The organism is Kitasatospora sp. NPDC048722, from assembly GCF_040650235.1.
GTDB lineage: Bacteria > Actinomycetota > Actinomycetes > Streptomycetales > Streptomycetaceae > Kitasatospora.
The window spans coordinates 80,963-93,760 of the sequence record NZ_JBEZGX010000017.1 but is presented as its reverse complement, the minus strand read 5'-3'; the positions used below and the strand labels follow the sequence as shown (position 1 = coordinate 93,760).

The following is a 12,798-nucleotide window of genomic DNA, read 5'->3' as shown; positions in this document are numbered from 1 at the left end:
CCTTGCCGGGGAGGACGAGGGCAGGCCCGGCCGCCTCCGGGCGGGCCTGCCCTCCAGCCGCCCGGTCACCGCGGCCGGGCGCGCGCTCACGGCTCGCTCCGGGACTGCTCCTCGACCCAGCGGGTGACGATCCGGTACTCGCGCACGACCTCCTCGACCGCGCCGGACGGACGCGCCTCCCCGCTGACCGCGGCCAGGGCCCGGTTGACCGCCCACATCCGCACCTGCAGGACCTCGCCGGCGGCCAGCCGGCCCGTGCGGGCGAAACGCTCACGCCGGGCACGGATGTCGTCCGCATCGACGGGAAAGCCCACCCGGGAACGCGCCAGCGCCTCGCGTTCGGCGAAGAAGTCGTCGATGACGCGGCGGGCGTCCGCGTGCTCGTCCATGACCTCCTCCCAACCCAGGCCCACCTCAACCGTGACACCAGGGGAACCCGGGCGGCATGGGCCACACAGCCCCGACCACCCAGGCCCTGCGGGCAGACCGCCGTCCCCCACCATGGAAATGGGGAACCGTGCACGGCCAGGACCCCGGACCGGTCGCCCGCCTGGCGGCCGCCGGCGACGCCGCGAGCCGGCCCTCGCCCGGGATGGGCACCGTCTGCCCGGACGAGGGCCGGCGCCGGCGGCGGTCGTGGCCATCGACTTCCAGAGCCGAAGGCCTGCTCGTCCGACATCCAACGGCACGCCGTTGATACGGCGTGCCGCCGGCTCAGCCGTGGGTGTCGCAGCCGCCGCGGGTTCTGCCGGCCCCCTCCTCCAGGGGCCAGTGGCCTTCCTCGCACTTCTCGACGGTCTGGATGAGGGTCTCGGGGGTGCCGCAGTTGGACTGGTAGGTGGAGTCGCCGGAGTAGGTCGCGGTGATGACGTGCGTGCCGGCGGTCAGATTCGGGATGGTCAGGTGGGCGGTGCTGCAGTTGCCGGTGCCGGGAGTCAGCGGCGCGGTGCCTGCGGCAGTGCCGTCGACCGCGAAGGTGATGGTGCCGGTCGGCCGGGGTGCGCCGGGGCCGCCGGTGGCCGGGCAGAGGGCGTCCGTGACGGAGACAGGCTGTCCCGGCTTGGAGGGGTTCGGGGACGAGGTGAGGTGGGTGGTGACGGTGCCGGGGGTGGCGGGCAGGGTGTAGGTGATGATCACCTGGCCGTTGCCGGTGTTGGCGCCGGTGGTGAAGGTGCTGCCGACCGGGCCGGCGCTGGAGCCGCCTCCACCGCCGCCCGCGCCCGAGAACTCGGTGTTGGTGACGCCGCCGCCCCCACCACCGCCACCGCCGAAGACACCGCCACCACCACCGCCACCGGCGGTCAGCCCACCCGTGGTGCCGGCATCGCCGGTGCCCCCGGCGCCGCCGGCACCGAACACGCCCGGGCCGCCGGTGCCGCCGGTGCGGTCGGCACCGGTCCCTGCGGGCCCGCCCGCGCCCGGGGTGACGGGGGTCGCACCGCCACCACCACCGCCTCCAGTGGTGTCGGGACCGCCGGTACCGTCGGCGCCTTTCGTCCCGGACTGGCCGCCGGCGCCCCCGGCCCCGCCGGCCAGCTCGGCGGTGGCACCGCCACCACCGCCGCCGGCCGCGGTCACCACGCGGGAGAGCAGGTCGTACGGGCCGGAGCGCACGTCCGAGGCGCCCCCGCCACCGCCCCCGTAGACGAAGTCCGACGACCCGCCGGTGGCGCCGCCGTTGAAGCCGCCCCCGCCGGGGGCGCCTTCCGTGCCCACGCCGCCGGCGCCGCCGACATTGACCTGCAGGGTCTGCCCGGGGGTGACGGCCAAGGTGCCGACGACCTCGGCCCCGGCCCCGCCAGCGCCGCCGGGGTTGGTGTCGCCGGCCGCGGCGCCGCCGGAGGCGCCGCGGGCGTCCACGGTCACCTGCGTCACCCCGGCGGGCACGGTGAACGTGTCCGCCGCCCCCGTGTAGGCGAACGTGCACGCCACCTGGTTGCCGGTCTGCACACAGGAACCTGCGGCGGCGGCGGAGCCGGCCAGGAACGGGACGAGGGCCAGGGACATCCCCGCCGCCAGGCCGCCCGCAGTCAGTGCACGAAAGCGCGGCCGGGCATGACATCTGATGACGGAGCCGAATGGAGCGATCACGAGCGGTTTCTCCTCACTGCTGCCGCACCACTCAGGCACCGGCGTGCCTTCGAGAAGCGCCACCGCCGGCCGGGCCGCAGCTCGACGATTCCATGCAGGAAAAGACCGCGGAGCCCCTGTCGGCCCCGCCGGACCCATCGTCACCACCGGCCCGGAACCGCCTCCCGCACCACGCCGCCGGGCAACCCGGACAGCCCACAAGCCCAACGAGCCCGGCTCCTCCTGGGCTTGTAGCCCTCGTAGGGGTCGACGAGCGACTCGGCCAGGACCAGGGCGAGGTCGAGCTGGTCCAGCGCTCGGCCAGCACGTCGTAGCGGTCGTCGTGGGTGCTCCGGAGCCGGTGGACCAGGTCCTCGGCCCGGCCCCGCAGGCTCCGTCGATCGGCTCCGGGTCGGGCAGCCAGCCGCCGTGATGCGCCCGCATGATCAGCTCGAAGGGCCGGTGGTCGATCACAGTGCCGCACCGGTGTGCCCCGTTGGCCCGGATCATGCCGGCGCGGCTGGCCGCGCCGGCGATGTACGCGACCCTGCGCCGGTGCGCGCGGCAGCCGAACGCCTCGAAACCGCCGTCGCGCAGCCGCACGGTCTTGAATGCGGCCGGCTCGGTGCACGCGTTGAGATTGCGGATGGACGCCACGGCACTCTCCCCGGAATCGGCTCTCACGGTCCTGGACCAGAAGCCAGAGCCGCGGCCGCCAGGCGCTTCCTGCGTTTGTCAGCACCACCAGCGACATGCTCGACCACTCGGGCACGGACATCGCCCGGCGCCCGCTCGGCCCCGGCAGCTGACCACCCCGTTACGACAGAGGCCGGCTACACCACGCCCTCCGCCCCGGACACACGGGAGCCGATCCGCCCGCCGTCCGTCAGCCGCGCCCACAGCCCGTACTCCTGGCGGACATAGGCGCGGACCGAGGGATCACCTCCGGGGAGCCCGGCCCGATCTCGCCCAGGGTCCCCAACGACGGCACCAGCCCCGCCGGGTGCTGGGCGAGGACTCACGGCCGTGATGGCCTCGTTCAGTGCGGCATCGCCCAGAGCCGGGTACGGCGGGTTTCAGTGGCGGAGGCTCGTCCCCAGAGGGTGGGTGAGCCGCTGTTGATGAGGTCGCCTGTCCGTTTTGCCGTGTATTGATGGTCTGGTGAGGTCGCGTTTTCTCCAGTAGCAGGTTCGGCATGTCCGACTACTCTGCGTGCGCGAGCGGTACAGCTTTGGGCTTCCGGACACGCACCGGATGCCGCCCGGCCAGCCCTCAGCGGAACACTTCCGCGGCTCGGCCTGGTTCGTCGACCATGTACGGGCACCTGGCCGTCGCAGGTCGGCTGCAAGGCTGGGCACGGCGGAGATGGGTACAGGCAGCGGTGATCAGGCCAGGTTCACAGCGGGCCCGCGTTTGGAGGTCGCGCGGACTCGGGGGGGGTACGGCTCGACCCCCACCCCGGGGTTCAGGGGTGTTCGTCGAGCTGGAGGATGCCGCCGAGCGAGAAGCAGACGGCGCCGGTGAGGGTGCCCCAGTTGGCAATATCGGTGTTGACGAGGCTGCCGGTTGAGGGGCGGGTGTAGGCGGCGAGCGCCGAGATCATGAAGAGGACGGAGCCGAGCTGGTTCACGGCGACGATCCACCAGCCGAGACTGCGGCGGCGGACGCAAGGCCGGCCGTGGCAGATCTCGACGAGGGCGAGGTGGCCGGAGATCAGGAAGAGCACACAGCCGATCACGTCGGGGCCCCAGATCAGCCGGTTGACCTGCTGGACGCTCAGCCCCTGGAGGAAGGAGTCCACCAGGTTCACGCCGAACACCAGCGTGCCGGCGAACAACACGAACGTGCTCAGCCAGTCCACACGCATCGGTTCGTAGCTCCACCAGCGCCAGGCCGGCGTGACCAGGCGGCCTTCACCCCCCGGTTCGTGCCGGGGGGCGTTGATGACCTGGAGCAGAGAGACGTAGCCGCCGGTGTTGAAGAACAGGCCGCCGGCAAAGTAGATCGAGGCGCAGGTGATGGCGTCGCCGGAGCCGAGCTGGGCGACGCCGGCGCCGGTGGCGAAGAGGGCTCCGCCGATGATGAAGGCGGTCGCGGCGGTGGCGTTGAGTCTGCGCAGACGGGTAAGGGCGACTTGGTCGGCGCTGGCGTGCCGGCTGGCGGGTGCGCCGGGTGGGCGGATGGCGATGAGGCCACGCCGTCGAGCCAGTCGTGACTCCCATACGGCGGTGCCGCCGCCGGGCGGGCGCCAGGTAAGGCGGGTGGTGAAAGGTCCCGCTCCCTCGGCGCGCTGGTCCGGCTGGTCCACAGGCCGAGACTAGACCTTTCGCCCCGGGCATCCGGCCAGCGAAACGCCGCCGGTGGGCGGCGTTTCGGGCCGGTATTGGGGCAGGGCGGTCGCCCTCTTCCTCGGGGCTGAGATCGTGTAGCCGATAACGGCCATGGAATCTTTCGAGCACTCAAAGGAGTGCTCTGGGATGTCGCTCCCGGATCACGTCCGCCGACGGCCCGCCGTTGACCCGCCCATTGCACTTTTGCGATGCTGGGCGGCTCACGTCGGTGGTGGTACGCGAATCGACGCCCCGGGGGCGGGCTTTCGGCATGGGGCGGGGAGAGGGGCCGGAACATGTCCGAGGACGTCCGCGATGCCGTGCGGGGTTCAGTGAGCGATCCGGCGTGGCTGGTCACCGCCGAACCGGCCGCCGTGCTGGCCGCGCTGGAGGACGCCGACAGCGCCGACGGGCACCTGCTCGCGGCCGTCTACCGGGCGTCCGCGCACCTGAACCGGGACGCCGGGCCGGCGGCGCGCCGTCACCTCCTCGCCCTGGACGCGGCCCGGTTCGGCGCGCGCGACTGGGCGGCCCGCTTCGCCGCCGTCCCGCTGGACGGCGACGCCGGCGCGCGGTGGCCGGTCTCCTGGGCGTCCGGCTCCGAGGTCGACCACCGCTGCCGCGCCGTGCTGCACGGCGGCCTGGACCTGGTGTTCGCCGCCACCGCCGCCGAGGTGGACGGCGGGACGGTCGTCGCCGTCGGCGACGGCGAGGGGTTCGTGCGGCTGTGGGACGGCGGCACGGGCGCACCGCTCGGCGAGCCGTTCCGGGTGCACGGCACCGAGGTCAGCGCCATGGCGACGGCTCGGGTGGACGGCGAGCCCGTGGCGGTGAGCGTCGGCGAGGACGCCACCGTGCGCGTGTGGAGCCTGCGCGACGGCCGCCGCCTGCTGGAGCCCTGGCGCGGGCACGTCGCCCCGGTCTACGCGGTGGCCACGGCGGAGCTGGACGGCCGCTGGGTGGCCGTCACCGCGGGCTGGGACCTCGGCCTGGAGGTGTGGGACGTCGCCACGGGCGCGCGCGTGGGCGAGGGCCTGCGCGGCCACGGCGACCGGGTGTACGGCGTGGCGACGGCCGAGGTGGACGGCCGGCCGGTGGCGGTCTCCGGGAGCTGGGACGGCACCGTGCGCGTGTGGGACCTGAAGGCGGGCCGCGCGCACGGCGACCCGCTGCCGGGCCACGACGGCCGGGTCTACTGCGTCGCTACCGCCGTCGTCGACGGCCGCCCGGTCGCGGTGAGCGGCGGCACCGACGGCGCCGTCCGGCGCTGGGACCTGACGACCGGCCGGGAGATCGGGGACGCGCTGATCGGCCACAGTGACGTCGTGCTGTCGATCACGACCGCCGTCGTGGACGGTCGTCCCCTCGCGATCAGCGGCGGCCGCGACGACATCCTCCGGGTCTGGGACCTCGGGACCGGGCGGCTCGTCGGCGCCCCTCTGGTCGGGCACCGGGCCCCGGTGTCCACGCTCACGACGACCCGGGTGGCCGGCCGGCCGGTGGTGATCAGCGGCAGCACCGACAAGTCCGCGCGGCTGTGGGACCTCTCGGCCCCCGAGACCGTCGGCGCACCCGTCGCTGGGCACACCGACCAGGTGCTCGCCGCCGCCACCGCCGTCCTGCGCGGACGTCCGCTCGCCGTCACGGGCGGGGACGACGGCACGGCCCGCGTGTGGGACCTGGCGACCGGCGAGCCCGTCGGCGACCCGCTCGACCCGCCCGGGGACACCGTCGCCTCCCTGACCGCCACCGACGGCCACGTGCTCACCGGCGGCGACCTGGACGGCTCGGTGCACTGCTGGAGCCTGGCCGCCAACTCCCGCGCCGCCGGCCCCTTCCCGCTCCACACCGGCCCGGTGCGCGCCCTGGCGACGCTGGACGTCGGCGGGCGCACCCTGGCCGTCAGCGGAAGCGTCGACCACACCCTGCGCGTGTGGGACGCGAGGACCGGCGCACCCCTCCTGCCGCCGCTGCAGGGGCACACGGACATGGTGTGGGGCGTCGCCGCCGTCCTGGTGGACGGCCGCCCGCTCGCCGTCAGTGCCGGGGTGGACGGCACCGTGCGGGTCTGGGACCTCGCGACGGGCCGGCCGGTGGGCAAGCCGCGGACGGGCCACGACGGCCCGGTGTTCTCGGTGGCCACGGCGGTGGTCGACGGCCGGCCGGTGGCCGTCACCGGCGGCCAGGACGCGACCGTCCGGCTGTGGGAGCTGGGCACCGGGCGCGGCCTGTGGAACCGGGCGCCGCGTGGCCCGCTCGGCGAGCCGCTGCGGGGGCACGGGCGCGGTGTGTGGCGGGTCGCGACGGCGGTGGTGGACGGCCGGCCGGTGGCCGTCAGCGGGAGCGGCGACGGCACGGTGCTGGAATGGGATCTGGCGAGCCGTCGACTCGTCGGCTCCGCGATGCGCTTCCCCGGGCCGGTCATGGGCCTGGCACTCTCCCCGGACGGCGGGCGGCTCGTCGTCACCTCGGGCCGGGAGGTCGTGGCGCTGGCCCGTCGCTGACTCCGATGTGACGGAAGCGGCCGGCGCGGCCGACGTGCCGGCCGTCGATTGTGAACAACCGTATACAGAGTTGTATGCAATCGCCGAAGTGTTCGACCCGGGAGTGCCCGCTGCGTCTGATGTACCGTCAAAGTTCCCGTTCCTCATCCTGGTTGTGTCAAATCGCCTTACCGGTGGTTTGTTAGACCGGGGAGTAGAGATCAAGGGCGTGGCCGGTGCCGACGGCGTCGATCAGGGCTTGGAGTTCAGGTGGCGGGGGTGCATTGGTCCAGGCTCGCCAGCAGCGTTGGAGGGTGATCCAGGGGTCGAGCCAGGCCCGGACGGCACGGATGGCCTTGGGCCAACAGGCCGGGTGGGGCTGGTGGGGTCGGTGTGGGCCCCCTCTCGAGCCGGTCCGGTTTCTCGGGCGGCTGTGGTAGGGCGGTTGTGGGCGAACTCTCTGGTGGTGGGCTGAACCACGTGTCCCAGCAGAATGAGAACGCGCAGTTGACGAGGGTTTGATGGCGGCGGATCGCGGTGTCGTTGCGTATCTGGAAGTCGGCCCAGCCGAGTTCGTCCTTGACCTGCTTGTAGCTCTGCTCGACCCATGGACGCAGGCCGTACAGGCGGACGATTTCGGCGAGGTCGGCGGGCGGGTGGGGGCTGTCCACCGCGCGCGGGCTGTCGGGGAGGGGAGGTTCGTGGCGAGGTACCAGGTGGCTTTCTCGGGCAGGGTGGCTGGGTCGGTGGTGGCGATGACCAGGCGGGCGAGTGTGTCCGGACCCCAAGCGCCGAGGGTGGCGTCGGCGGCCCACCAGGTCTCGGTGTGCCCGTCGCGGAAGGTGCGCTCGATGGCTGTCCAGTGGCCGGGGTGTTCGGCATCGGTCCAGGTCAGGGCGTTGGCGGCGTCGATGTCGGCGACCACCGCCCGGAACGGCACCCCGGCATCGTGGGCCCGGCGGGCAAGCGTGGTGGCGAGCGCGGGCTTGGTCTGGGAAGTCGGGGTCGTTGCGCTTCTTGGGGAAGTGGTGGGCGGGAGTGTAGGGGACCTCGTCCGGCGCTCGGCGTTCGTCAACTCCACCTTCACCGACGAACGCTGGCGCACGATGGCGGCAGCCGCCCCGTACGCCACCGCGCGCTGCCTGCTCGCCCGCGACGACCGGGGCGAACCGGTGGCCGCCGCGACGGTGTGGTCCGCCGGGGGAAGGCCGATCAGGCCTGATCGAACCGATGGGCGTCCACGCGGACCACCGCGGCCGGGGCTACGGCCGCGCCATCGTGCTCGCCGCGGCGCGGACACTCCAGGAGCTGGGCTCCTCCAACGTCGTCGTGTGTACGCCGAGTTCCAACGCCGCCGCCATCGCCACCTACCGATCGGCCGGACTCCGGCGACTGCCGGAGCTCCGGGATCTGCGCCGAAAGGCCTGAAGGCCTCTCCTTCGTCTCCGGCCTGTCGAGCAACGCGTCGGACGCTTCCAGCCTGCCCGGCCGGCAGATGGGATCCCCCAATGCGGGGAAGGGAACCGCTTGATGAGTTGTACGTGTCACTCTGTCCGTGACGGCGGCGACATACCGGGGGAGGCTTGGTGGCTGCCAATGGTGACACCGAAGGAATAGCGGCGCAGCCGGCCGTGTTCGTGGGCCCCCATCAGTTGCTGCGGCCGTTGGGCGAGGGCGGGATGGGGGTGGTGTACCTGGCCCGCTCGCCCGGACTGAGGCTGCTCGCGGTGAAGGTCATCCGGCCCGAGTACGCGGAGGACCCGCAGTTCCAGCGCCGGTTCCAGCAGGAGGTGGAGGCCGCCCGGCGGGTGACGGGGTTCCACACGCCGCCCGTGGTGGACGCGCAGCCGCGCGGTTCCCGGCCGTGGATGGCCACGGCGTACCTGCCGGCGCCGTCGCTCGGCGAGGTGGTCAGGCGGTTCGGCCCGCTCGGCGAGGCGGGTGCGCGGGCCTTGGGGGCCGCCCTCGCGGAGGCGCTGGCCGCGATCCACGCGGTGGGCGTGGTGCACCGTGACCTCAAGCCGGGCAATGTGCTCATCGCGCGGGACGGTCCGCGTGTCATCGATTTCGGGATCAGCCGCGCCTTCGACGCCGTTCACCTGACCCGGACCGGCATGGTGTGCGGCACGCCCGGATACATCGCTCCCGAGCGCATCGTCTCCGCATCCGTCACCTTCGCCTCGTCGGACGTGTTCTCGCTCGGCTGCCTGCTGGTGTACGCGCTCACCGGCCGTGCCCCGTTCGGCACCGGTGAGCCCGCGCAGATCAACCGGCGGGCGGTCTACGAGGAGCCCGAACTCGCCGGTGTGCCGGTCGTGTTGCGCCCGCTGGTGGCCGCGTGCCTGGACAAGGAGCCTGCCCGGCGGCCCTCGGCGGCGGCCGTGCTGGCCGCACTGGCTCCGGTCGATCCGGCGGCACTGCTGAGTCCGGGACTGCTGGCCGACCTCGACGCCCGGGAGCGGCAGGCCGCGACCGACCTGGCCGCGCCGCCCGCCGATCCGCCCGCGCTGCCGGTGCGGACGTGGCAGTCGCTCAGCCGCCGCGGCCTGTTCGGCCTCGGTGCCGGGCTCGGCGCGGGTGTGGCGGCGGCCGTCGGCGTGCCGCTGCTGCTCACGCGTCGGGCACGGGCGGCCGCCGGGACGGCGACGGTCGGCAATCCCGTGGACGCGTGGGGAGCCGACGCGGGAGGCGCGAGCCCCTCGCCCGAAGCCCCGGCCCCGCTGTGGAGCCGGCCGTTCAGCGGTGTGGCGGTCGACCATCAGCTGTCCCTCATCGGCTCGACGCCGGTGTGGTGGAACGAGGGGCTGGGCGCGACCGGCCTCGACGGCTCGACGGGGCGTCAGGCGTGGTCCCGGGAGGACGTCCAGTTCTTCCAGGTACAGAACGGGCTGCTCTACGGGACGTCCATGGACTTCAAGAGCCTGGTGTGGCTGAACGCCACGGCCGAGGACCACCGGATGCCGCTCACCATGCCCGCCGAACAGCAGATGGACGCCGAGATGAGCATCCGGGTCTTCGGCGCGGACGACCGGACCGTGGTGATGGCCCGGCAGACGGCCTTCGCCGGCGGCGGAGTCGTCGTCGGGGCCGATCTGGGCACCGGGGAGGTGCTGTGGCAGCACGATGTCGCCCAGGACATGGCGGTGTCCATGGCCCGCCACGATGAGCTCTTTTACAGCGGCTCCGGCAGCTCGATGGGCCTGGTCGCCGACGGCAGGTGCTACTACCGCGACGGTGACGTCCTGCACGCCGTGGACCTGCGGACCGGAGCGTCCCAGTGGCAGGCGGCCGGCCTCGCGGGCGGCGCCGCCGGGCCGCCCTCACGGCTGATCCGCACCGGCGAACTGCTGCTGGTCGTCAACGGCCAGACGGTGGTGGCCCTGGAAGCGGCCACCGGGCGGCAGCGCTGGCTGGCTCCTCCCGTCCCGCAGCCGGTCTTCGGCGGTGCACTCGGTGCCGGCAGGCTGCTGCTGTCCGGGAACCTGGGCACCGCCTACTGCCTGGACGTCACGACCGGCAAGGGACTGTGGCACTCCACCGTGGCGACGGCGACCTCGCCGGGCACGGGGATGGACTTCCGGGTGCCGTCGGCAGGCGACGGCTTCTTCGCCGTCCCCCTGCTGGGCGGGCCGTCCGGGGCCGCCGTCCTGGACGCTGCCGCAGGTGCGGTCCGCTGGGTGTCACGCCCGGCTTCCGACGAGGGCCAGTGGACCACCGCGGCCGTCGGCGGAACGCTCTACTGCGCCTCCTCCACCACGCTGCGCGCCTTCCGGGCCGGCGCCGCATGAGCGCGCAGAGCATCGGCCCCTACCGCATCCTGCGAAAGCTCGGCGCGGGGGGCATGGGCGCCGTCTACCTGGCCACCACCGGCAGCGGGCGCCCCGTCGCGGTGAAGACCGTGCAGCAGGAGTACGCGGCCGACGCCGAGTTCCGGCGCAGGTTCACCCAGGAGGTGGCGGCGGCCAGGTCGGTCAACGGGGCCTACACCGTGGCGGTGGTGGACGCCGACACGGAGGCTGAAGTTCCGTGGCTGGCAACCGAGTTCGTCGCCGGGCCGTCGCTGTACGAGGTCGTGGTACGGCACGGCGCGCTCGCCGGGCCCGCGCTGCAGGTACTGGGAGCGGGCCTGGTGGAGGCGCTCGCCGCGATCCATCGCGCCCGGATCATCCACCGGGACCTGAAGCCCTCGAACATCCTGGTCGCCCGGGACGGCCCGAGGGTCATCGACTTCGGGATCAGCAAGCCGACGGCCGACGCGCTGCCCACCGCGAGCGGCCAGATCATCGGCACCCCCGGGTTCATGTCCCCCGAACACGCGGCAGGGCTGAACCTCACCCCCGCCAGCGACCTGTTCTCGCTCGGCGCCGTACTGGCCTTCGCCGGGACAGGCCGTACGCCCTTCGGCGAGGGGCCGCCGGCGGTGCTGATCTACCGGGCCTCCGAGGAACCTCCGGACCTCGACGGAGTGCCACCGGAGCTGACGGGACTGCTGGTGCGCTGTCTGGACCGGGATCCGGCCCGGCGGCCCGCACCGGCCGAGCTCGCCGAGGCCTTCCGGTACGGCCCGGCGGTCGGCACCGACTGGCTGGGAGGGGCGGAGCGGACCGTACGCCGGCGTGAGCGCGAACTGGCCCGGGTGCTGAGCGATCCGAACGGCACCCGGCGCCGGCTGCTCGTCCTCGGCGGAGCACTGCTCGCCACGGCCGCCGCGGGCGGTGCCACCCGGGCGCTGTGGCCGGGCACGTCGGGGGCGCCCCCGACGGCCTGGTCGGTGACGCTTCCCCGGGCCGGCATGACACCGGTGGGCTGCGGCCCTGCGGCGGTGGTGTGCGCGGACCGCACGGGAGCTGTCGGCTACGACCGTTCCGACGGACGGGTGTTGTGGAGCAGCACCGCGGAGGCGGGGATGGTCCCGGTCGGCGACGGCGGGCGGCTCTGGTCCGTGGACTCCGAGGGCTCGGTGCGGGCACGCGACGCGCGCAGCGGCGACGCGGTCTGGCGTTCGTCCGATCCGGTTCCCGGTGCGCAGTCTGTCGCCCTGCCGCTGCCGGGCCTGCTGCTGGTCACCGGAGCGGACGGAACGCTGCACGGCTACGACGCGGCCGGAGGGCGCCGACTGTGGAGCAGTACGGCGCTGGGCACTGCGTTCCGCATCCAGGGCATGCCGTCGGCGGGGTTGCTGATCGTCACGCTCCTCGGGGACCCGGCCCGGCTCGCCAAGGGCGCCTTCCGGTTCGTGGCACTCGACAGCGCGACCGGACGCCAACGCTGGTCGCTCGACGCCCAGGACCTGTACGCGCCGCCGGACGGGATCCGGCTGTACGCCCTGGGCACGGATCTCGCCCTCACCGCCGTGGACGGCCAGAACGCGACCGTCCTCTGGAGCCGGCCCACCGGTCTTCCGTCCGGGACCATGTACACCGGTTTCTACCAGGGTTCGCTCTCGCTCCGCCAAGGGGTGGTCACCTGCCTGCCCCTCATCGGGACCACGGCTACGGACGGGAAGGTCGTGACGGCGGCCTTCGACACCGAGGGCGCCTGGCTCTGGACCGGCTCGCGCACCGGCGTCATCACCGGGTGCGCGGACGCCGGAACCGTCGTCGTGACCGGCGGCCCGCAGGACGCGTCCGCCCTCGACCTGCGCACCGGGCGCACCGCGTGGACCTGGCCGTCGCCACACGGCGCCGCCACCGTGTGGGGCGCCGCCGGAGGGTCGTTCCTGATCACTGCGCCCACCGCCGCCGGGGGGATCACCGTGCAGTCGCTCACCGGCGCCGCCGGCACCCCGCAGTGGCATCAGACGTTCGCCCGGCAGCCAGGGGCCCCGCAAGTCCTCGCCCAGGACTCGGCCCTGCTGGTCGGCTACGGGACCACCCTGACCGCCTATCACCTGTCAGCCGACTGACAGCCTCCGA

6 protein-coding genes and 1 pseudogene are annotated in these 12,798 nt (G+C 73.8%); 4 read left to right on the top strand and 3 right to left on the bottom strand.

Features of this window, described 5'->3' with window-relative positions; all coding sequences use genetic code 11:
• Positions 1-86: 86 nt before the first annotated feature.
• From AB0C76_RS15360 to AB0C76_RS15350, 3 genes are all read right to left on the bottom strand, one after another.
• Positions 87-389, bottom strand: a complete 303-nt coding sequence (locus tag AB0C76_RS15360) for a hypothetical protein (protein WP_359964669.1) — start codon at positions 387-389, stop codon at positions 87-89.
• Between the two features lie 325 nt (positions 390-714).
• Positions 715-2,007, bottom strand: coding sequence for an Ig-like domain-containing protein (locus AB0C76_RS15355; RefSeq protein WP_359964667.1), 1,293 nt, complete (start codon positions 2,005-2,007; stop codon positions 715-717).
• Positions 2,008-3,535: 1,528 nt separating this feature from the next.
• Positions 3,536-4,378: a hypothetical protein gene (locus tag AB0C76_RS15350; RefSeq protein WP_359964665.1), complete on the bottom strand. Its 843-nt coding sequence runs from the start codon at positions 4,376-4,378 to the stop codon at positions 3,536-3,538.
• 318 nt (positions 4,379-4,696) lie between these two features.
• On the opposite strand from AB0C76_RS15350, the gene AB0C76_RS15345 reads away from it, so the two are divergent.
• The 4 genes and pseudogenes from AB0C76_RS15345 to AB0C76_RS15330 all read left to right on the top strand — a co-directional run bounded on the left by AB0C76_RS15345 (position 4,697) and on the right by AB0C76_RS15330 (position 12,788).
• Positions 4,697-6,904, top strand: coding sequence for a WD40 repeat domain-containing protein (locus AB0C76_RS15345; RefSeq protein WP_359964663.1), 2,208 nt, complete (start codon positions 4,697-4,699; stop codon positions 6,902-6,904).
• 1,031 nt (positions 6,905-7,935) lie between these two features.
• Positions 7,936-8,311: pseudogene (locus AB0C76_RS15340) on the top strand (GNAT family N-acetyltransferase); the annotation flags it as partial.
• Between the two features lie 158 nt (positions 8,312-8,469).
• Entirely contained in the window at positions 8,470-10,671 is a 2,202-nt protein-coding gene (locus tag AB0C76_RS15335) for a protein kinase (protein ID WP_359964661.1), read from the top strand.
• Positions 10,668-12,788, top strand: coding sequence for a PQQ-binding-like beta-propeller repeat protein (locus AB0C76_RS15330; protein WP_359964659.1), 2,121 nt, complete (start codon positions 10,668-10,670; stop codon positions 12,786-12,788). Before AB0C76_RS15335 ends, AB0C76_RS15330 begins: the two co-directional genes overlap by 4 nt.
• Positions 12,789-12,798 lie beyond the last annotated feature (10 nt).

Excerpts from the sequence above, each read along its gene's own strand:
- AB0C76_RS15360 (WP_359964669.1), bottom strand. The coding sequence starts at position 389 with ATGGACGAGCACGCGGACGCCCGCCGCGTCATCGACGACTTCTTCGCC.
- AB0C76_RS15355 (WP_359964667.1), bottom strand. The coding sequence starts at position 2,007 with ATGTCCCTGGCCCTCGTCCCGTTCCTGGCCGGCTCCGCCGCCGCCGCA.
- AB0C76_RS15345 (WP_359964663.1), top strand. The coding sequence starts at position 4,697 with ATGTCCGAGGACGTCCGCGATGCCGTGCGGGGTTCAGTGAGCGATCCG.
- AB0C76_RS15330 (WP_359964659.1), top strand. The coding sequence starts at position 10,668 with ATGAGCGCGCAGAGCATCGGCCCCTACCGCATCCTGCGAAAGCTCGGC.